This is a genomic window from Ornithinibacter sp. (assembly GCF_035443565.1).
GTDB lineage: Bacteria > Actinomycetota > Actinomycetes > Actinomycetales > Dermatophilaceae > Fodinibacter.
On record NZ_DAORSO010000011.1, the window covers coordinates 8,233 to 28,690 of the forward strand.

The 20,458-nt window shown below is 71.9% G+C and carries 21 protein-coding genes and 1 tRNA gene; 21 read left to right on the forward strand and 1 reads right to left on the reverse strand.

Annotated elements, in window-relative coordinates; translation table 11 throughout:
• Nucleotides 1–46: 46 nt before the first annotated feature.
• The 12 genes from PLL68_RS02740 (at nt 47) to PLL68_RS02795 (ending at nt 10,209) form a co-directional block, all read left to right on the forward strand.
• Nucleotides 47–1,378, forward strand: a complete 1,332-nt coding sequence (locus PLL68_RS02740) for a glycosyltransferase (protein ID WP_324531428.1) — start codon at nt 47–49, stop codon at nt 1,376–1,378.
• A 53-nt stretch (nt 1,379–1,431) separates the two neighbouring features.
• Nucleotides 1,432–1,884 carry an SCP2 sterol-binding domain-containing protein gene (locus tag PLL68_RS02745; protein ID WP_324531430.1) on the forward strand — a complete coding sequence of 151 codons (453 nt, stop codon included), beginning with the start codon at nt 1,432–1,434 and terminating at the stop codon, nt 1,882–1,884.
• Nucleotides 1,885–1,936: 52 nt separating this feature from the next.
• Nucleotides 1,937–2,728 carry a MerR family transcriptional regulator gene (locus PLL68_RS02750; protein ID WP_324531432.1) on the forward strand — a complete coding sequence of 264 codons (792 nt, stop codon included), beginning with the start codon at nt 1,937–1,939 and terminating at the stop codon, nt 2,726–2,728.
• A gap of 32 nt (nt 2,729–2,760) precedes the next feature.
• The gene (tmk, locus tag PLL68_RS02755; RefSeq protein ID WP_324531434.1) at nt 2,761–3,405 is read left to right on the forward strand and encodes a dTMP kinase; all 645 of its coding nucleotides are present in this window, start codon (nt 2,761–2,763) and stop codon (nt 3,403–3,405) included.
• Nucleotides 3,402–4,541 (forward strand): DNA polymerase III subunit delta', encoded by a 1,140-nt coding sequence (locus PLL68_RS02760; protein ID WP_324531436.1) that lies wholly within the window; start codon nt 3,402–3,404, stop codon nt 4,539–4,541. The genes tmk and PLL68_RS02760 overlap by 4 nt, the downstream gene beginning before the upstream one ends.
• 126 nt (nt 4,542–4,667) lie before the next feature.
• On the forward strand, nt 4,668–6,206 hold the full coding sequence (locus tag PLL68_RS02765; protein WP_324531438.1) for an alpha/beta hydrolase: 1,539 nt from the start codon (nt 4,668–4,670) through the stop codon (nt 6,204–6,206).
• A gap of 121 nt (nt 6,207–6,327) precedes the next feature.
• Nucleotides 6,328–6,401: transfer RNA gene (locus tag PLL68_RS02770), tRNA-Thr, on the forward strand.
• A 130-nt stretch (nt 6,402–6,531) separates the two neighbouring features.
• Nucleotides 6,532–7,140, forward strand: coding sequence for a DUF7282 domain-containing protein (locus PLL68_RS02775; protein ID WP_324531440.1), 609 nt, complete (start codon nt 6,532–6,534; stop codon nt 7,138–7,140).
• Nucleotides 7,133–8,545 carry a sensor histidine kinase gene (locus PLL68_RS02780; protein WP_324531442.1) on the forward strand — a complete coding sequence of 471 codons (1,413 nt, stop codon included), beginning with the start codon at nt 7,133–7,135 and terminating at the stop codon, nt 8,543–8,545. The genes PLL68_RS02775 and PLL68_RS02780 overlap by 8 nt, the downstream gene beginning before the upstream one ends.
• A 4-nt stretch (nt 8,546–8,549) precedes the next feature.
• Nucleotides 8,550–9,230 carry a response regulator transcription factor gene (locus PLL68_RS02785; protein ID WP_324531444.1) on the forward strand — a complete coding sequence of 227 codons (681 nt, stop codon included), beginning with the start codon at nt 8,550–8,552 and terminating at the stop codon, nt 9,228–9,230.
• Nucleotides 9,231–9,313: 83 nt separating this feature from the next.
• Nucleotides 9,314–9,700, forward strand: a complete 387-nt coding sequence (locus PLL68_RS02790; RefSeq protein ID WP_324531446.1) for a hypothetical protein — start codon at nt 9,314–9,316, stop codon at nt 9,698–9,700.
• On the forward strand, nt 9,697–10,209 hold the full coding sequence (locus PLL68_RS02795; protein ID WP_324531448.1) for a DUF427 domain-containing protein: 513 nt from the start codon (nt 9,697–9,699) through the stop codon (nt 10,207–10,209). The genes PLL68_RS02790 and PLL68_RS02795 overlap by 4 nt, the downstream gene beginning before the upstream one ends.
• 52 nt (nt 10,210–10,261) lie before the next feature.
• Here PLL68_RS02795 and PLL68_RS02800 read toward each other — a convergent pair whose 3' ends face one another.
• A complete protein-coding gene (locus tag PLL68_RS02800; RefSeq protein ID WP_324531449.1) occupies nt 10,262–10,897 on the reverse strand; it encodes an inorganic diphosphatase in 636 nt (211 codons plus the stop codon).
• A gap of 103 nt (nt 10,898–11,000) precedes the next feature.
• Here PLL68_RS02800 and PLL68_RS02805 point away from each other — a divergent pair, with 103 nt between their 5' ends.
• The 9 genes from PLL68_RS02805 to PLL68_RS02845 all read left to right on the forward strand — a co-directional run bounded on the left by PLL68_RS02805 (nt 11,001) and on the right by PLL68_RS02845 (nt 20,299).
• On the forward strand, nt 11,001–12,455 hold the full coding sequence (locus tag PLL68_RS02805; protein WP_324531451.1) for a D-alanyl-D-alanine carboxypeptidase/D-alanyl-D-alanine-endopeptidase: 1,455 nt from the start codon (nt 11,001–11,003) through the stop codon (nt 12,453–12,455).
• A 28-nt stretch (nt 12,456–12,483) separates the two neighbouring features.
• Complete coding sequence (locus tag PLL68_RS02810; RefSeq protein WP_324531453.1) at nt 12,484–13,536, forward strand: Rv3626c family coenzyme F420 biosynthesis-associated protein; 1,053 nt, start codon at nt 12,484–12,486, stop codon at nt 13,534–13,536.
• Nucleotides 13,537–13,561: 25 nt separating this feature from the next.
• Entirely contained in the window at nt 13,562–14,608 is a 1,047-nt protein-coding gene (gene tilS, locus PLL68_RS02815; RefSeq protein ID WP_324531455.1) for a tRNA lysidine(34) synthetase TilS, read from the forward strand.
• 39 nt (nt 14,609–14,647) lie between these two features.
• Nucleotides 14,648–15,199, forward strand: a complete 552-nt coding sequence (gene hpt, locus PLL68_RS02820) for a hypoxanthine phosphoribosyltransferase (RefSeq protein WP_324531457.1) — start codon at nt 14,648–14,650, stop codon at nt 15,197–15,199.
• A gap of 152 nt (nt 15,200–15,351) precedes the next feature.
• Nucleotides 15,352–17,457, forward strand: coding sequence for an ATP-dependent zinc metalloprotease FtsH (gene ftsH / locus PLL68_RS02825; protein WP_324531459.1), 2,106 nt, complete (start codon nt 15,352–15,354; stop codon nt 17,455–17,457).
• On the forward strand, nt 17,444–18,061 hold the full coding sequence (gene folE, locus PLL68_RS02830; RefSeq protein ID WP_324531461.1) for a GTP cyclohydrolase I FolE: 618 nt from the start codon (nt 17,444–17,446) through the stop codon (nt 18,059–18,061). Before ftsH ends, folE begins: the two co-directional genes overlap by 14 nt.
• Before the next feature lie 69 nt (nt 18,062–18,130).
• Nucleotides 18,131–18,925, forward strand: a complete 795-nt coding sequence (folP, locus tag PLL68_RS02835) for a dihydropteroate synthase (RefSeq protein ID WP_324531469.1) — start codon at nt 18,131–18,133, stop codon at nt 18,923–18,925.
• Nucleotides 18,918–19,808, forward strand: a complete 891-nt coding sequence (gene folK / locus PLL68_RS02840; RefSeq protein ID WP_324531463.1) for a 2-amino-4-hydroxy-6-hydroxymethyldihydropteridine diphosphokinase — start codon at nt 18,918–18,920, stop codon at nt 19,806–19,808. The genes folP and folK overlap by 8 nt, the downstream gene beginning before the upstream one ends.
• Nucleotides 19,805–20,299: a DUF3180 domain-containing protein gene (locus PLL68_RS02845; RefSeq protein ID WP_324531465.1), complete on the forward strand. Its 495-nt coding sequence runs from the start codon at nt 19,805–19,807 to the stop codon at nt 20,297–20,299. The genes folK and PLL68_RS02845 overlap by 4 nt, the downstream gene beginning before the upstream one ends.
• Nucleotides 20,300–20,458: the final 159 nt, after the last annotated feature.

Sequence of the window (20,458 nt, forward strand, 5' to 3'; positions counted from 1 at the left end):
GAAGACGGCGACGCGAAAGTCGACCGCGACCAAGGAGTGACCCGCGGTGTCTCGTGTCCTCGTCGTGACGGTCCCCGTACCGGCCCACACCCGCAATGCCCTGCCGATCGTGGCGCGGCTCGTCGAGCGCGGGCACGAGGTGGCGTGGTTCGCCAGCCGCCACTTCCACGACGACGTCGAGGCCGTCGGCGCGACGCCCGTGCCGTACGGGCGCACCCGTGACTTCGATGGGGAACGGCTGCTCGAGGAGTTCCCCCAGCTGGCCGGGCTGCGCGGGCCCCGGGCGATCGGCCGGGCCTACGCGGACGTGTTCGTCGGTGAGGCCCGCAACCGCATCGCCGACCTGTCCGCCCTGCTGGCCGAGCAGCCGGTCGACGTCATCCTCTGTGACGGGCTCTCCTACGGAGTGAGCCTGCTGGCCGAGGTGCACGGGGTGCCCTACGCGACCATCGGGGACGGGCCGATCGCGCACGCCCACGGGCCGACCCCGGCGTTCGGGCCGGGGTTCCAGCCCATGTCCGGTCCGTTGTCCCGGCTGCGCAACCACGCCGTGCGCACGGCCACCCGACGATGGATCCTCGCGCAGGCGCAGGCCACTCACGACGCGCTGCGTGCTGACCTGGGGCTGGCGCCTGATGGCCGCAGCGTGCTCGAGGTGTCGATGTCGCCGCTGCTGCACCTCCAGGGGTGCACCCCCTCGTTCGAGTACCCGACCCCGAACATGCCGGCATCCGTGCGGTGGATCGGTGCGCTGCGACCGGACCCGCCGGCGAACTGGATGCCCCCGCCGTGGTGGGATGAGGTGCTGACCTCGAGGCGCCCGGTGGTCCACGTGACACAGGGCAGCATCCGGCCGGACATGCGCGAGCTGGTCGTGCCGGCCCTGCGCGCCCTGGCCGACGAGGACGTCCTCGTCGTCGTCACCACGGGGCGTGTGGCCGAACCCGACCTCGTCGCCGCTCTGGGGGCGCCGTTGCCCGCGAACGCCCGGGTGTGCGAGTTCGTCCCCTACGACCTGCTCCTGCCACACGTCGACGTGTGCGTCGCCAACGGCGGATTCACGGGGGTCACGACCGCCCTTCACCACGGGGTGCCCCTGGTCCAGGTCGGGTCGACCGAGGAGAAGGCCGAGATCGGTGCCCGGATCCGGTGGAGCGGTGTCGGGGTGCGGATGCGCACGACGAGCCCGTCACCGCGCCGGCTGCGTGCCGCTGTGCGTCGGGTGCTGCACGACCCGGGGTACCGTGCCGCCGCGCAGCGCATCGGGGTGGAGATGCGCAGCCATGACGCGGGGCGCGAGGGTGCCGACCTCGTGGAGCGACTCTGCGCCCCGGGGGCGGCGCGTGGCGCCCTTGCCCCGACGGTTACTCGACAGTAGGTTCTGGGGACAGCCCGGGCCGTCCATGACCGGGGCACGACCCCGGAGTTGTCATGCCGCTGAACCCCGAGACCCTCGCATCGCTGTCGCCCGATGGCATGTTCGCCCTCATCAAGGGCATGTCCGACGCCGACATCCGCTCCGACCTCGCCGGTGAGCACCGTCAGGAGATCCTCGAGAAGGTCTTCGCGCACTTCCCCGCGCAGTTCCTCCCCGACAAGGCCGGCGACCGCAACGCGCGGATCGACTTCCGCATCACCGGGGGCCCGGGCGACAGCAGCGACACCTATGCGGTCGTCGTCGAGAACGGCACCTGCCGCATCGAACCGGGCGCGAGCGACGCACCCGACCTGTCGCTCATGCTCGGCCCCGTGGAGTTCTTCAAGCTCATCACCGGGTCCGGGAACCCGGCAATGATGTTCATGATGGGCAAGATCAAGGCCCGTGGGGACATCGGTCTGGCCACCGCCCTGGCGAACTGGTTCGACAACACCCCGAAGGGCTGACCTGCGGCATCCGGCTTGACCCTCACGCGACGTGAGGCGTCATGGTGGTGACATGACCGCAACGAGCCAGCACACTGCATCCGTGGACCTCACGGTGGGCCAGGTGTCACAGACCTTCGGCGTCACGGTGCGCACCCTGCACCACTACGACGCGCAGGGTCTCGTCGTGCCGAGCGCGCGCACCCACGCCGGGTACCGCCTCTACACGGACGCCGACCTGGCCCGGCTCGCGACCGTCGTCACCTACCGTCGGCTCGGCCTGCCGCTCACCGAGGTGCGCGACCTGCTCGACGGGCAGGGGACGGCATCCGAGCACCTGCGACGCCAGCGCGAGGTGGTCCTGACCCGGCTGGGCGAGCTCACCGACCTCGTCTCGGCCATCGACGCAGCACTGGAGGCAGAAATGAACGACCGACCCGCGACGACCGAGGAGCTCAAGGGCCTGTTCGGCGACGGCTTCTCCGAGGACCACCAGGCCGAGGCCGAGCAGCGCTGGGGTGAGACCACCGCCTGGAAGCAGTCGGCGTCACGCACCAAGCGCTACACCCCGGCCGACTGGGAGCAGGTCAAGGCCGAGATGGATGCCGTCAACGCGGCGTTCGTGGCCGCCCTCACCTCGGGTGCCGCCCCCGACTCGGACGAGGCGATGGCTGTGGCCGAGGCGCACCGCGAGCACATCGCGCAGCGGTTCTACGACCTGGACCACACGTTCCACCGCGGCCTGGCCGACATGTACGTCGCCGACCCGCGGTTCACCAAGACCTACGAGGACCTCGCGCCGCGGCTCGCGCAGTACGTTCACGACGCGATCCACGCCAACGCCGACCGGCACGACGTGGGCTGAGCCTGTCGCCGCACTGGCCTAGGCTCGCCTGCGTGACAGGACACGACGGGTTGTTCATCGCCTTCGAGGGTGGCGACGGCGCGGGCAAGTCGACCCAGGTGCGGCTGCTCGCGCAGGCGCTGCGTGCCCGCGGGCGCACGGTCACGGTCACCCGCCAGCCCGGCGGCACCGAACTCGGTGCGGCGATCCGCGACCTCGTCCTGCACGGTGACCACGTCTCACCGCGGGCCGAGGCCCTGCTCTTCGCCGCGGACAAGGCCCACCACGTCGACCAGCTGGTCCGCCCGGCGCTCGAGCGGGGCGAGGTGGTGCTGACCGACCGCTACACCGATTCCTCCGTCGCCTATCAGGGGGCGGGGCGCGACCTCGGCGCGGCAGAGGTGCACGACCTGCAGATGTGGGCGGTGCGCGGGCTCGTGCCCGACCTCACGGTCATCGTCGACATCACCGCTGCCGAGGGCCGCCGCCGCCGGGGCGGCACCCACGACCGGCTCGAGTCCGAGGCCGACCCCTTCCACGAGGCCATTCGCCACCACTTCCTCACGATGGCGGCCGAGCACCCGGACCGCTACCTCGTCCTCGACGGCACGCAGCCCCCGGAGCGCCTGCACGAGCAGGTGCTCGCCCGACTCGAGGCGATGGGCCTCGTGGCCGCAGACCCGGGTGCTGCGCCGTGAGCGTCTGGCGCGACGTGATCGGTCAGGAGGTGGCCGTCGCGACGCTGGAGCACGCGGTGACAACCCCCGCGGCGATGACCCACGCCTGGCTGTTCACCGGCCCGCCCGGGTCGGGTCGCTCGGTGGCGGCCCGCGCCTTCGCCGCCGCCCTGCTCTGCCCGGACGGTGGCTGCGGCACCTGCCGCGAGTGCCGCACGGCGCTGGAGGCCACCCACGCCGACGTCGACGTCATCGCGACCGAAGGGTTGACGATCAAGGTCGAGCAGGCGCGCGACCTCGTGCAGCTCGCCGCCAGGAGCCCGTCCGTCGGCCGCTACCGGATCATCATCGTCGAGGATGCCGACCGCCTCACCGAGCGCGCGGCCGACGCACTGCTCAAGGCTCTCGAGGAGCCCACTCCCCGGACGGTGTGGATGCTGTGCGCTCCCTCCGTCGAGGACGTCATCATCACGATCCGTTCGCGCTCGCGGCACGTTCGCCTGCGCACCCCGTCGGTCGAGGCCGTCGCCGACCTGCTCACCCGGCGCGACGGGGTCGACCCGCCGATGGCGCTGTACGCCGCGCGGGCCGCCCAGTCGCACGTCGGTCTGGCCCGCAGGCTCGCCCGTGACGAGCACGCGCGCATCCGTCGCCACGACGTCGTGGCTCTTGCAGCGAAGATCTCGAGCGTCGGGGATGCCGTGGGGGCGGCCGGCGACCTCGTCACCATCGCGACGGAGGAGTCGGCCGCGGCCTCCAGCGAGCGGGACGCCGCAGAGCGGGTCCGGCTGATGGAGGTGCTCGGGGCCGACCCGTCGGCACGCACCCAGCCGCCGCACATCCGCTCGCAGCTGTCGTCGCTGGAGAAGGAGCAGAAGACCCGGGCCACGCGCTTCACCCGCGACGTCATCGACCGCTCGCTGGTCGACCTGCTGTCGGTGTACCGCGACGCGCTCGTGCTGCGCACCGGCGCCGGGACACCGCTCATCAACGAGGACAGTCGTCAGGTGGTGCAGCGAGTCAGCGAGGTCTTCGAGGCCGAGGCCCTGCTGCGGGCCATGGACGCGATCGGCACGGCCCGCGAGCGCATCGGCGCCAACGTCAACCCGCTCCTGGCCCTCGAGGCGATGTCCCTGCAGCTGCGGCTGCCCCGCTGAGGCGACCCGCCGGCATCCGACCCCCTGCCAGCAGGACTCGATGGCGGTCACCCGACGTGCCGCCGCGACCGGATCGTGACCTGCTCGATTCCGCCCTGCGCAGCTTGCTCGCTTATCGTGCGAGCCATGAGACGCCGTCGGTTCGCTGCCCTTGCCGGTGTCACGGCCGCCGCCCTGATGGCGTCCGGCTGCACGATCCCCGGGATCGGCGGCTCCGGCGACGAGCGCACCTCGGTGGCGCCGCAGACCCCACCGCCCGGTGCCGAAGGGCTCTCCTCCTTCTACAGCCAGCAGCTCGCGTGGAGCGACTGCGAAGGGGCGCAGTGCGCCACGCTCACGGTTCCGCTCGACTACGCGCAGCCGCAGGGCGACACCATCGAGGTCTCGGTCATCAAGGTCCCGGCAGCGCGTGAGTCGAGGCGGATCGGCTCGCTCGTCGTGAACCCGGGTGGCCCCGGCGGATCCGGGGTGGACTACGCGCGGGCGGCTGACTTCATCGTCGGCAAGGGAGTGCGCGACGCCTACGACGTCGTCGGCTTCGACCCGCGCGGGGTCGGCCGGTCGGCTCCGATCGACTGCCTCACCGACGCCGAGCTCGACACCTTCCTCGGGTCGGACCCCACCCCGGACGACCCGGCAGAGGAGCAGGCGTTCGCCAAGACCGCCGAGGGCCTGGGCCAGAGCTGCGCCAACACTGCGGGGCCGCTGCTGGGGCACGTGTCCACGCAGGACGCCGCACGCGACATGGACATCCTGCGAGCGGCGCTCGGCGAGGAGAAGCTCACCTACCTCGGCAAGTCCTACGGCACCTACCTCGGCACCATCTACGCCGACCTCTTCCCGGCGCAGGTCGGCCGGATGGTGCTCGACGGTGTCGTCGCCCCGGACCTCACGGCTGAGGAGATCAACCTCGGTCAGGCCAAGGGCTTCGAACGAGCCACCCGCGAGTGGGCTGCGTACTGCGTCGAGGAGGGGGACTGCCCGCTCGGGACCTCCGTCGACGAGGTCATGGAGGGGCTGCGCGCCTTCCTGCTCGCGGTGGACAGCAACCCGCTGCCGCGCACCGGCGACAACGCCGTTCCCCAGCTCACCGAGGGCTGGGCCTCGCTGGGCATCGCTGCCGCCATGTACGACCAGGGGCAGTGGCGAACCCTCGTGGACTCGATGTCCGAGGCGCTCAAGGGCGACGGCACCTCGCTCATGCAGCTCGCGAACCAGTACGCGGACCGCAACCCCGGGGGCCAGTACGCCGGCAACATCATGGAGGTCATCTACGCGGTCAACTGCCTCGACAAGCCGGAGACGAACGACGTGGCCGAGCGGGCCCGCCTGGCTCAGGAGTCGGTGGCGGACGCGCCCACGTGGGGGCCGTTCCTCATGTGGAGTTCGCTGCCGTGCGGGTTCTGGCCGATCGAGCCCACCGGTGAGCCGAAGACCGTCGCGGCGCAGGGTGCAGCGCCGATCGTCGTCATCGGCACGACCCGTGACCCCGCCACCCCCTACGAGTGGTCGGTGCGGCTGCGCGACCAGCTCGCCGACGCCTCGCTCATCACCTTCGACGGTGACGGGCACACGGCCTACACGCGCTCGAACGACTGTGTCGACAAGGCGGTCGATGCCTACTACCTCAAGGGCACCGTGCCCGAGGACGGCTTGTCCTGCTGACGAGGTGGGATGCCGTCCGGGCTGGTTGGTCCTCCCTCGCGCCCTGAGCAGGGGCGGGATTCGCGCCGACCGCGGTCGACTCGTATACTCGTGCGGCGTGCCTGAGCCTGCTCGGGCGCACGCCGCCTTAGCTCAGTCGGCCAGAGCGATTCACTCGTAATGAATAGGTCATCGGTTCGATTCCGATAGGCGGCTCAGATGATGCCCTCGACTCCGGTCGGGGGCATTTCTGCTGCTCGGGGTGAACCGGCGAACCGCCCGCGCATGAAGGATCCTTCATGAAGCACTCACGCTGCGCTCACCCGGACGAGGCACGATGGTCCCCATGCGCACGACCCGAGCTGCCACCGCCCGTGGAGCGAGCACTCCCGCCGGGCAGCCTGCTGCGCGAGCCCCTCGACGCGCCGCATCGGTCGCCCTCGTGGCCGTCGTGGCGCTCGCGGTCAGCGCCTGCGGCAACGACCCCGAGCCCGAGGTCATCGGTGCCCCCATCGTGTTGTCCGGCTCGCCAGCGAACGACGACGCAACGGCATCCGGCACCCCGTCGCCCACGCCGACGGCCTCCGCGCAGTCCGGAGGCGCTGCCCCGGTCGTGGCTGTCGTGCGAGACGACGACGCCGAGGTGGACGTCGACGACCAGCGCGGCGACGGCACCACGGTTCTCGTCCGGGAGGTACGCCTGCCCACCACCGACGGGCACGTCGTCGTCATCGACCCCCGGAGTCGAGCGGTGCTCGGCAGCGCCCTGGTGAGGGCCGGCACCACGCGCCCCGTCACGATCGACCTGACCACCCCCGTGCAGGTGAGCGGTGAGCTGGTCGCCCTCCTGTACGCCGATGACGGTGACGGCCGGTTCGACCCGACCACCGACGCCGGGGTCGTCGATGACGACGGCGACGCGGTCGACGACGACTTCGAGTTCACCGTTGGCTGAGTCAGCCGCGCGGTCCTGGCGCCCTCGCGACTCGGCCAGGGCCCGGCTGTTGCTCGTCCAGCTGGCCCTGGTCGCGCTGGCCCTGCTCGTCAGCCTCGTCATCACCCGCCAGTACCTCATGGCGCGCGTCGACGACCGCATCGACGCCACCCTGACGCAGGAGGTCGACGAGTTCCGCGCGCTGGCCCAGACCGGCATCGACCCCGTGACCCGGGCGCCGTTCGATGACCCCCGACGGCTCCTCCAGCTGCACCTCCAGCGCAGCATCCCCCAGACGAACGAGACCCTCATCGGGCTGGTGGACGGGGTGCCGGTCAGCCGCGTCGCGCAGGAGCCGCCGGCCCGTCTGGACCTCGATCCGGATGCCGTGGCCGCCTTCGCCGCCGCCCAGGACACCCGCACCGGTCAGGTCCGGACCGAGCGCGGCGTGGTCACCTACCGCGTCGTCCCGGTGCTCGTCGAGGGCTCGACGACGCGTGGGGCGCTGGTGGTGGGCGTGTTCCGCGACCTGGAGCGGCGCGAGGTCGACGTCGTCACGTACGTGCTCCTCGGTGCGGGTGCCGTCGGACTCCTCATCGCCAGCGCACTGGCCTGGGTGGCCGCGGGCCGGGTGCTGCGACCGGTGGATGACGTGCGCCGCGCGGCCGAGGAGATCGGTGCCTCCGACCTGTCGCGGCGCCTGGAGGTTCGCGGGACCGACGAGGTCGCCCAGCTCGCGGGCACGTTCAACGGCATGCTCGACCGGCTCGAGCACGCCTTCGCCGACCAGCGGCAGTTCCTCGACGACGCCAGCCACGAGCTGCGCACGCCCATCACCATCGTGCGGGGCAACCTCGAGACCCTGAGCGAGGTGCCAGCCGAGCGCGCGGCATCCATGGCCGTGGTCCTCGACGAGCTCGACCGCATGGGGCGCCTCGTCGAGGACCTGCTCACCCTCGCCCGTTCGGACGGCCCGGACTTCGTCGTCCTCGGGTCGGTCGAGCTGAGCGAGCTCACCCTCGGCGTGCTCACCCGCGCGCGATCGCTCGCCGACCGCGACTGGCAGCTCGACGAGGTCGGTGCCGGGTTCTTCAGTGCCGACGAGCAGCGCGTGCTCCAGGCCATGCTCCAGCTCGCCGAGAACGCCGTGGCCCACACCGAGCCCGGCGACCTCATCCGGATCGGCAGCGCGATCAGCGGCGACTCGGTCGACCTGTGGGTGCACGACAGCGGCCCGGGCATCGCCCCCGAGCAGCGGGCCCGGGTGCTCGAGCGCTTCGTGCGGGCCGGCACGTCACGCGCCGACGGAGCGGGCCTGGGTCTCGCGATCGTCGCGGGTATCGCCCGGGCCCACCACGGTGAGGTCGTCATCGACGACACGGATGCCGGGGCGCGGGTTCGCCTGCACCTCCCGGTGAGAGGGTGATCCGGTGGCACGCATCCTGATCGTCGAGGACGAGACGCGCATCTCCGACTTCCTCGACCGCGGCCTGCGCGCGGCCGGGCACACGACCTCGGTCGCTGCGGACGGCACCACGGGCCTGCACCTGGCCCTGGCCGGCGACATCGACCTGGTCGTGCTGGACCTCGGCCTTCCGGACCGCGACGGGCTCGAGGTCCTGGCCGACCTGCGGGGGAGCGGCAGTGACGTCCCCGTCATCGTGCTGACGGCCCGGGGAGGGGTGCGCGACACCGTCGCGGGCCTCACCACCGGCGCCACGGACTACGTCGTGAAGCCGTTCCACTTCGCCGAGCTCGAGGCCAGGGTGGCGCTGCGCCTGGCCGAGTCGCGGCGGGTGGGCGCTGGCTCCCCGCGGGCCGACGACACGCGGCTGACGGCCGGTGACGTCGAGCTCGACCTGCTCGAGCGGCGGCTGACGGTGGCGGGCGCGGATCACGACCTGACCGAGCGCGAGTTCCAGCTGCTCGAGACCCTGATGCGCCACGCCGGCCAGGTGCTCTCGCGCGAGCAGCTGCTGGACCTCGTGTGGGGCTTCGACTTCGCCCCGGGGTCGAACGTCGTCGACGTCTACGTCGCCCAGCTGCGCTCCAAGGTCGGCCGCGACCGGATCGAGACGGTGCGGGGCGCGGGCTACCGCTTGCGACGCTGACCGCACCCACGGCATCCGCCCTGCTGAGCGGGGTTTGTCGAAGCCTGAACGGGCCGCAGGGCGCTGCGGATTAGCGTTGGGCCATGTCAGCGCACGTGGTCGAGGCCGTCGGGGTGTACGCCGCCGACGGCGGGGTCGTCGGTGAGCTCACCTACGTCGTCGGGCACCTGCTCGGCCGCACCGAGTGCTCGCTGTGCGACGTCACGCACGGCCCCGTGCGGCGCAAGCGGGCCTGGGACGAGATGGCCGCGGTCCTGCCCGTGCACGTTCGCCTGGTCCACCGCAACGAGACGACGCCCGACGAGGCCGCTGCGTGCGCGGTCAGCGGCCTACCCGTGGTGCTCGGGGTGCGGGCCGACGGCAGCCACACGACCCTGCTCGGACCCCGTGAGCTCAAGGCCCTCGACGGCTCGGTCGACGCGTTCGGGACCGCCATGCGGGCCGCGCTGGCCCGGGTGGAGACGTCATGAGCCACCCGAGGCCGTACCCGGTCGGGCCGGGGCAGGAGTCCGTGTGGGACTACCCGCGCCCACCCCGGGTCGAGGCCAGCGCCGAGCACGTGCAGGTCTGGTTCGGCGGAGTACTCATCGCCGACACCACGGCGTCGCTGCGCGTGCTCGAGACCAGCCACCCGCCGACCTACTACCTGCCCGAGGGAGCGTTCGTGGCGGGGGCGTTGCGTCCCACGGCCGGCTCGACCTGGTGTGAGTTCAAGGGCGTCGCCGCGTACTTCGACGTCGTCGGTGGGGATGCCGTCGGTGGGGGTGCCGTGGCACTGCGCGCCGCGTGGGCGTACCCCCGCCCCAGCCCCGGCTTCGAGGCGCTCGTCGGTCACGTGGCACTCATGCCGGGCGCCATGGATCGCTGCCTCGTCGACGGCGAGGTCGTGACCGCCCAGGCTGGTGGGTTCTACGGAGGCTGGATCACCTCACGGGTGGTCGGCCCCTTCAAGGGAGAACCCGGCACCCGAGGGTGGTAGCCGGGGCCCTGCCGGGCCGTTCACGGCCGGCCCCGCCCACCCTGGTCGGTGCTCAGGCGTTGTCGCTGAGCGGGTTCTCCTTGGTGGCGAGCTCGTTGCGGGCGCGCTCGGACGCTGCCGAGATCTCCTCGGGGGTGCGCTGCGAGGAGCCGCCGTCCCAGACGAGGTCGTCGTGCTCGGGCATACGCCAGCGGGCCGTGGAGATGCCGGCATCCTTGGCGCGGGTGATGGCCTCACGGATGCAGTTCTCGGCCTCCTCGCGGCCCGCCCAGTGGGCGCCCTCGACCGACTTGCCGGGCTCGAGGTCCTTGTAGGTCTCGAAGAAGTGCTGGATCTCGAGGCGGTCGAACTCGCTGACGTCCTCGATCTCGCGGATGTGGTACTTGCGCGGGTCGCCCGCCGGGATGCACAGGATCTTGTCGTCACCACCGGCCTCGTCACGCATGTGGAACATGCCGATGGGGCGGGCGCGCACGAGGCAGCCGGGGAAGGTCGGCTCGTCGAGCAGCACCAGCGCATCGAGCGGGTCGCCGTCCTCACCGAGGGAGTCCTCGATGTAGCCGTAGTCCGAGGGGTAGGCCATCGCGGTGAACAGCATCCGGTCCAGGCGGATGCGCCCGGACTCGTGGTCGACCTCGTACTTGTTGCGCTGCCCCTTGGGGATCTCGATGGTGACGTCGAACTCCACGACGGGCTCTCCTTGAGTGAGGGTGCTGGGGGTGACAGGTGGTTGACCTAGGCTCCTTGCACAGTGTGGCCCATAGGCGGGGTCGAGGGCGAAGGGAGTGGCCGTGAGACGAGTCATGCTCGCCTCCCTCGCCGTCCTCGTCGCGACCACGGGCTACGTCGCGGCCGACGTCATGGACGTCGCGCCCGGCATCCTCACCCTCGATCGTCCGGTGGCGATCCCCGCCCCGACGGTGTCCGGCACCCCGGTGCCGGTGCTCCTGCCCTCCCCGGCGCCAGCCGCCTCCGACGACTCGCTGCTCACCGCAGCGAGCACTGCTGCTCCCGTCCCGACGGCCGAGGGTCTGGCCGCCGCCCTCGGTGGCGCCTCGGACGACCCGGCCCTCAAGGGCGGCGTCGGCATCAGCGTGCGCGACGCCATCACCGGGGACGAGCTCTACGCGCTCGACGCCGACCGGCCTCGCGTGCCCGCTTCGACGGCCAAGCTGTTCGCCGCGCTGGCCGTCGCCGACACGCTCGACCTGCGCGAGACGATGGCGACGCGCGTGGTCGCGGCCCCCGGGTCGAGCGACCTCGTGCTCGTCGCCGGCGGCGACACCCTCCTCGCGCCGGGCAAGGGGGCGCCGGATGCCGTGGTCGGGCGGGCCGGTCTGGCCGACCTCGCGTCCCAGGTCGCCGCGGCGCTGAAGCCCACCGGCGCGACGAAGGTCACCCTGCGCCTCGACCTCAGCTGGGCGCCCGGGCCGCGGTACCCACCGGAGTGGAACCCCGATGACGTGCGCGACGGCTTCACCCAGGCCGTCGTCATGACCGGGCTCGCGACCCAGCTGCCCGCCGCGGGACGACCCTCACCGATCCGCCCGGAGACGGAGGTGGCAAAGGCGTTCGTCGCAGCGCTCAAGGCCAAGGGGGTGACGGCCACCCTGGCGCCCGAGAAGACCTGGGGCGACCCGGCATCCGCGGATGCCGTTGACCTGGGCAGCGTGCGGTCCGCCACCTACGGCGAGGTGCTGGACCTCGCGTTGGACCGCAGCGAGAACGCCCTGACCGAGAACCTCGTGCGCCAGGCCGCCGCGACGGCGGGTCGGAGCACGACCAAGGGCGGCGACAACGCCGCGTTCGTCGTCGAGCGGCTGACGGCGCACGGCATCCCGACCGAGGGGCTCGTGCTCAAGGACGCCAGCGGCCTCAGCCCCGGCCAGGCGGCGAGTGCGGCCACCCTGTCGGGCGTGCTGCACCTGGCCGCGACCGACAGCCCGGACCAGGTGCCCGGCTTGCGCGACGTCATCGCGGGGCTCCCGGTCAGCGGCGTGTCCGGCACGATGCGCGGGCGCTTCTCCTCCGACGCCACCGAGGACGTCGTGGGGGTGCCTCGTGCCAAGACGGGCACCCTGAAGGCGGGGTCGGCGCTCGCGGGAACGACGGTCACCGCCGACGGCCGCCCGCTGACGTTCGTCGTGCTCGTCGACGAGTTCCCCGAGGACTTCGGGGGAACGCTGCGTGCTCGGGCCGCGTTGGACCGGATCGTGGCCGCCCTGACCAGGTGCGGCTGCCGCTGACGCGGCACAACGGAGAGGCTGGGCCCACGTGGGATACGTCGACTGGGAGTTCGCGAAGACAACCGGGCGAAAGCTGGTGGCCGCCGGGCCTGCCGTCACCCACGAGGAAGCCGTCGCCGAGGTCGAGGCCATCCGCGCTGCCGCTGCTGCGGCGCGGGAGCCGGTCGCCGAGACCGCCCGGCTGCGCACCCCCGATGACGCGCCGGATGCCCTCGTCGTCGACCGGGCCACGTGGATCGCCGTCAACGCCGACTCGATGAGCGCCATGCTCGACCCGACCTTCGAGGAGATCATCGCCAAGCGTGGCGGCGGCGAGTCGGCCACACCCAATGCGACCGTCGCGGCGGTCGGGGCCAAGGTCACCGGTGCGGAGGCCGGTGCCCTGCTCGCGTTCATGGCGAGCAAGGTGCTGGGGCAGTACGACCTCGCGCCCGGCGGCAAACCGGCCCTCATGCTCGTCGCCCCGAACATCATCGACGTCGCCTCGACCCTCGGGGTCGACCGCGCGGACTTCCGCGCCTGGGTCTGCATGCACGAGGAGACCCACCGGGTGCAGTTCACCGCCAACCCCTGGCTGCGCGAGCACCTCATCGCGCAGGCTCGGGAGCTGGCCGTCGACCTCGCGCCCGACTCCGAGCGCCTCGGTGAGCTGACTGAACTGTTGACCCAGCGCCTGCCCGAGGTCTTCCGCGAGGGCAGCACCGGTCTCACCGGGCTGTTCACGACACCCGAGCAGCGCGAGAAGATGGCGGACCTCACCGCCGTCATGTCGCTGCTCGAGGGGCACGCCGACGTGGTCATGGACGACGTCGGCCCGGCCCACATCCCGACCGTCGCGCACATCCGGGCGAAGTTCAGCGAGAAGCGCAAGGGTGCCGGGGCCCCGGACCGGATGCTGCGGCGCCTGCTCGGCCTCGAGGCCAAGCTGCGTCAGTACCGCGACGGTGCGGTGTTCGTGCGCGGGGTGCAGAAGTCCGTCGGGGTGGACGGGTTCAACGCGATCTGGACCTCACCGGAGACCCTGCCGCTCGCCCGCGAGATCGAGGACCCGCAGGCCTGGGTCCGTCGCGTCCACGGCTGACCCGCTGGGTCGGGAGGATGGGGTCGTGAGTCGACCGTGGGGCAAGCCGGACGCCGCGACTGCGGCGATTCGGGTCGCCGTCCGTCGCACCCTCGCTGAGCTGTCCTCGTCCCCGGCCTCGGGCACCGGGCCCCCCGCTGGGACGGCGGCGGATGCCGTTGCTCCCCCTCTCGTGCTCGTCGCGTGCAGCGGTGGTGCGGACTCCCTGGCGCTGGCTGCGGCGACGGCGTTCGAGGGGCCAGCGGCGGGGATCCGCGCGGGGGCGGTGGTGGTCGACCACGGCCTGCAGCCAGCCTCCGCCGAGGTCGCAGCCCGGGCCGCGGCGACCCTGATCACCTTGGGGCTGGGCCCGGTCGAGATGATCCGCGTCGAGGTCACCACCGACGGTGCGGGTGTCGAGGCGGCCGCCCGGGCAGCCCGCTACCGCGCGCTGGAGGAGGCCGCCGACCGGCACGGCGCCGCCCTCGTGCTGCTCGGGCACACCCTCGACGACCAGGCCGAGCAGGTGCTCCTGGGCCTGGTGCGCGGATCCGGTGCCCGATCCCTGGCGGGGATGCCGCCCGCGCGCGGCCGCTTCCGCCGCCCGCTGCTGGGCACCACTCGCGCCCAGTGCCGGGCCTCGGTCACGGCGCATGGCCTGACCTGGTGGGACGACCCGATGAACGAGGACCCCACCTTCGCGCGGGTGCGGGCGCGTCGGGCGGTCGCTGATCTCGAGCGCGACCTCGGGCCGGGGGTCGCCGCGGCACTGGCGCGAACGGCATCCCACCTTCGTACTGATGCCGACCACCTCGATGCCGCAGCCGACGCCGCCGCGACCACGCTGGGCGGTGGGCCGTGGTCGGTCGAGGTGCTGCGCGGCATCCCGATCGCCGTGCGCTCGAGGGTGTGGCGCCGCCTGCTCGCCGCCGCGGGGGCACCAGCCGGTCAGGTCTCGACCCGCCACGTCGAGGCCTGTGACGCCCTGCTGACGGCGTGGCGCGGACAGGGTCCGGTCCACGCGCCGGGGGCCCTTCTGGTGAGGCGATCCGACGGCCGGGTGTCCATCGCCCCCTCGGCTCTGGTTGAGTAGGTCAACGACGTCACCCGCCCCACCACACCAGGAGCTGCAGTGGACGCTGCCCACATGGGAGCCGATCTCGAGAAGGTCCTCATCACCGAGGAGGAGATCCTCACCAAGCTCGACGAACTGGCCGCGTTGATCGCGCGCGAGTACGAGGGCAAGGACCTGCTGCTCGTCGGGGTGCTCAAGGGGGCGGTCATGGTGATGGCAGACCTCATGCGTGCCCTGCCGATGACGGCCCCGGTGGACTGGATGGCGGTGTCCTCCTACGGTTCTGGCACCAAGAGCAGTGGGGTGGTGCGCATCCTCAAGGACCTCGACACCGACATCACCGGCCGCCACGTGCTGATCGTCGAGGACATCATCGACTCCGGCCTCACGCTGTCGTGGATCAAGGCCAACCTCGAGTCGCGCAACCCGGCCTCGGTCGAGATCTGCACGCTGCTGCGCAAGCCGGAGGCCGCGAAGGTCGACGTCGACGTCAAGTGGGTCGGGTTCGACATCCCCAACGAGTTCGTCGTCGGCTACGGCCTGGACTTCGCCGACGCCTACCGGGGGCTGCGCTGCGTCGGGACCCTCGCCCCGCACGTCTACAGCTGAGAGCCTTGGACAACGGCTAGAGCCTTCGACTCGATCGGAACACGGGGGGAACGGGGCGCGTTGCTAGCGTGTACCCGTCCCTGCCCGGCCTGAGCGCCGGGCGGCCGAAAGACCCACGAGCAGGAGGACCGGAGCGCGAGCTCCGCACCCACATGGACTTCAAGCGCATCTTCAAGGCCCCGTTGTTCTGGGTGCTGGCCGTCGTCGTGGTGATGCTGACGGTGTTCTCCTTCGACGGCGACGGCGGCTACACGACGATCACCACGGCCCAGGCCGAGAAGCTCATCGTCGACAAGAAGGTCGACAAGGCCCAGATGACGACGGAGAACGTCCTCACCCTGGACCTGCGCGACGGCCAGACCTTCAGCGACGAGGCGAACAACGTCAGCGGGGCCACCAAGGTGCGCGCCGAGTTCGTCGACGCCCGCGCCGAGCAGCTCGTGGACTCCCTGCGCACCAACCTGCCGAACGGGTACAACGACAAGGTCGAGAGCACCAGCGCGTTCTGGACGATCTTCATCAGCTTCTTCCCCGTGCTGCTCCTCGTCGGACTGTTCTGGTTCCTCATGAGCCAGGCCCAGGGTGGCGGCTCGCGGGTGATGCAGTTCGGCAAGTCCAAGGCCAAGCTCGCGACCAAGGACACCCCCAAGGTCACCTTCGCCGACGTCGCGGGTGCCGACGAGGCCGTCGAGGAGCTCCACGAGATCAAGGAGTTCCTCGCCGAGCCGGCCAAGTTCCTCGCCGTCGGCGCCAAGATCCCCAAGGGCGTGCTGCTCTACGGCCCTCCCGGCACGGGCAAGACCCTGCTGGCCCGCGCGGTGGCCGGCGAGGCCGGGGTCCCGTTCTACTCCATCTCCGGTTCCGACTTCGTCGAGATGTTCGTCGGTGTGGGTGCCTCCCGCGTGCGTGACCTGTTCGAGCAGGCCAAGGCCAACGCCCCGGCGATCGTGTTCGTCGACGAGATCGATGCCGTGGGCCGTCACCGTGGCGCAGGCCTCGGTGGTGGGCACGACGAGCGTGAGCAGACCCTCAACCAGCTGCTCGTCGAGATGGACGGGTTCGACGTCAAGACCAACGTCATCCTCATCGCCGCGACCAACCGCCCCGACATCCTCGACCCCGCCCTGCTGCGCCCCGGCCGTTTCGACCGGCAGATCGCCGTCGAGGCACCCGACATGATCGGTCGTCACCGCATCCTCGAGGTGCACTCGCAGGGCAAGCCGATGGCCTCCGGCGTCGACCTGCTCGCCGTCGCCCGCCGCACACCCGGCTTCACCGGTGCCGACCTGGCCAACGTGCTCAACGAGGCCGCGCTGCTCACCGCTCGCGGTGACAAGAAGCTCATCGACGACGAGGTGCTCGACGAGGCCATCGACCGCGTCATCGCCGGCCCGCAGAAGCGCACGCGCATCATGTCGGCCAAGGAGCGCAAGATCACGGCCTACCACGAGGGCGGTCACGCCCTGGTGGCTGCGGCGATGAACCACACCTCGCCGGTCACCAAGGTGACGATCCTGCCTCGCGGGCGTGCTCTCGGCTACACGATGGTGATGCCGACCGACGACAAGTACTCCACCACCCGCAACGAGATCCTCGACCAGCTCGCCTACGCCCTCGGTGGCCGCGTCGCGGAGGAGATCATCTTCCACGACCCGACGACCGGGGCCGCGAACGACATCGAGAAGGCGACGGGCATGGCCCGCAAGATGGTCACCGAGTACGGCATGAGCGAGCGGGTCGGTGCGATCAAGCTCGGTCAGAGCCAGGGCGAGGTGTTCCTCGGCCGCGACATGGGCCACCAGCGTGACTACTCCGAGCAGGTTGCCGCCGTCGTCGACGAGGAGGTCCGCCGGCTCGTCGACGACGCGCACGACGAGGCCTGGCACGCCGTCAACGACAACCGCGACATCTTGGACCGCCTCGTGCTCGACCTGCTCGACAAGGAGACGCTCAACGCGGCCGAGCTCGCCGAGATCTTCAAGGACGTGCGCAAGCGTCCGGTGCGCGACCTGTGGCTCTCCAGCGAGCACCGCACGCTCTCGGACCGCCCGCCGGTGCTCACCCCGGCCGAGCAGGCTGCCCTCAACGGTCGCAGCAACGGCTCCGGTGCTCCCGCGGGTGCCTCGGTGAACCCCGGCGACCCGGGAACGGAGGCCGACATCGACGCGGCAGCCCGCGCCGGCGCCCCGACGCAGGCAGAGGACACCCCGCCGACCCAGATCATCCAGGTGCCGGACGGTGGCCGTGTCGACTCCTGAGGTCGGCGCTGACGCGAGCGGCGTCGGCCCGCGCGGGGTCGACCTCGCCCGGGCCGAGGCCGCGGTGCGCGAGCTGCTGTTCGCCATCGGGGAGGACCCCGACCGCGAGGGCCTGCGCGAGACCCCGGGCCGGGTGGCTCGCGCCGCCCGCGAGCTCTATGCGGGCCTCAACCAGGACCCGGCCGACGTGCTGTCGACGACCTTCTCGATCGACCACGAAGAGCTCATCATCGTGCGCGACATCCCGATGTACTCCACGTGTGAGCACCACCTGCTGCCCTTCCACGGGGTCGCGCACATCGGCTACATCCCGGCCGAGGACGGCAAGGTCACCGGGCTGAGCAAGCTCGGCCGCCTCGTCGAGGTGTTCGCCCGCCGCCCGCAGGTGCAGGAGCAGATCACCACCCAGGTGGCCGACGCCCTCGTGACCCACCTCGGGGCCCAGGGGGTCATCGTGGTCATCGAGGCCGAGCACCTGTGCATGTCGATGCGTGGCGTGCAGAAGCCGGGATCGCGCACCATCACCTCGGCAGTGCGCGGCCAGCTGCGCGATCCGGCCACCCGCTCCGAGGCGATGTCGTTGCTGCTCGGCGGCAAGCGCTGACGTGGTGACCCGCTCGTGACGCTGTCGGCGTCGACGTTGCCCGAGGCTCGCGGCGGCCGCCCCCTCGTCATGGGCGTGGTCAACGTGACCCCCGATTCGTTCAGTGACGGTGGGGCCTGGTTCACCCCGCAGGATGCCGTGGCGCACGGCCGCGACCTCGTGGTCGCCGGTGCCGACCTGCTCGACGTGGGGGGTGAGTCGACCCGCCCCGGTGCGCAGCGGCCGAGCGCTGCCGAGGAGCTGCGTCGGGTGCTGCCGGTCATCGAGGCGCTGCGGGAGGTCGCGCCGGTGTCGGTCGACACGATGCGTGCCGAGGTCGCCGCGGCGGCGCTGGACGCGGGCGCGGTTGTCGTCAACGACGTCAGTGGTGGCCTGGCCGACCCCGAGATGGGCGCGCTGGTCGCCGAGCGCGGCGTGCCGTTCATCGCGATGCACTGGCGGGCCCACAGCACGGTCATGCAGTCGTTCGCCGTCTACGACGACGTCGTGGCCGACGTCTCGCGTGAGCTGATGGCGCGCGTCGAGGCCCTGACCGGTGCCGGAGTCGCCGCCGAGAACATCGTCCTCGACCCGGGCTTCGGCTTCGCCAAGAAGGCCGAGCACAACTGGGAGCTGCTGCGCCGGCTCGACGAGGTCATGGCGCTCGGGCACCGACTGCTCGTCGGCACGTCACGCAAGACCTTCCTCGGGCACGTCGGGCGCACCCCGGATGCCGTCCGCCCCCCTCTCGATCGCGACGTCGCCACGGCCGTGACCACGGCGCACGTGGCCCGGCTCGGCGTGTGGGCGGTGCGGGTGCACGACGTCGTCAGCACCATCGACACCCTCGACGTCGTCGACGCACTGCGAGGCGCTCATGAGTGACCGCATCGTGCTCAGCGGCGTGCGGGGCCGCGGGTTCCACGGGGTCTTCGAGCACGAGCGCCGCGAGGGGCAGGAGTTCGTCGTCGACGTCGCGCTGACCGTCGACCTCGCCGCGGCCGGGGCCAGTGACGACCTCGTCGACACCGTCAACTACGGCGAGATCGGCGCTGCGGCGCTGGCTCGCATCGAGGGTGAGCCCTTCGACCTCATCGAGCGCCTGGCCGAGGTCATCGCCGGAGATGCGCTGTCGCACAGCGCCGTCGACGAGGTGACCGTGACGGTGCACAAGCCGCAGGCGCCGGTCGGTGTGCCGTTCGGCGACGTGACGGTCTCGGTGACGCGCCAACGGCATCCGGTGCCTGTCGTCATCGCGCTGGGAGCCAACCTCGTGCGTGGCGAGGACTCACCCGCCGACACCCTGACCGCAGCCGTTGCCGACCTCGAGATCGACGTGCGGCTGACCGGCATCCGGGTGTCGCCGACGTACGACACCACGCCGGTGGGTGGTCCGCCCGGCCAGCCCGACTACGCCAACGCCGTGCTCGTCGCGCGCACGACGCTCTCGCCGGCGTCGTTGCTGCGCGCGCTGCACGCTGTCGAGGCGGGTTTCGACCGCACGCGCGAGGTGCGGTGGGGGGCGCGCACCCTGGACCTCGACCTCGTGCAGTACGGCGACCCGGCATCCGGCACCGACGTCGTGAGCGAGCGCCCGCACCTGACCCTGCCGCACCCCCGGGCCCACGAGCGGGCGTTCGTGCTCGTGCCGTGGCTGGCGGTCGACCCGGCGGCAGCGCTGCGCCGAGGCGGCGACGTGGTGGCGGTGGCCGACCTCGTCGGCGCCGTCGACACCCACGGCGTGCGGCTGGCCGAGGACGAGTCGTGAGGGCGCACAAGGAGATCCGGCTGCAGACCCTGGCGCTGGTCGCCGCGGTGACGGGCGTGATCGGTGTCCTGATGTTCTCGCTGCTGACGCGTGGCGGGTCCTTGGTGCCCCGCCCGTCGCTGCTGGCCGGGGTGCTGCTCGTCGCGATGGGCGGGATCGTGCTGTGGCTGGCTCGACCGGTGCGGCGCTACCTCGAGGGCGAGGCCAAGGGCACGCTCGACCCGCTGCGCGCGGCGCGCGTCGTCGTGCTCGCGCAGGCGGCCGCGCTGACCGGGGCGGCCGCGGCCGGCTGGTACCTCAGCCAGATCGTCGTCGTCGCGACAGACCTGTCGCTGGTGGCCAACCGGGGTCGGCTGCTGCCGCTCTCGGCGCTGGTGGTGGCTGCTCTGGCCCTGGCGGGCGCCGGTGTGGTCGCCCAACGCTGGTGCCGCATCGACCCGCCGGATGCCGGTGAGGGAGACTCCACGCCCGCGGCCCCCTCCGCGCTCTAGAGATGCACCTGCCACCTTTCCGGCACGAACCCCTGTCGCTTGGGGGTGGGAGCCGAGAGGATGGGCCATGAGCAAGAACGAGAAGAAGCAGCCTCCTGCCGAGCAGGACCCTGACGAGGACCTGACCGTCAACCCGCCCCAGGCCTCACCCGTCCCGCC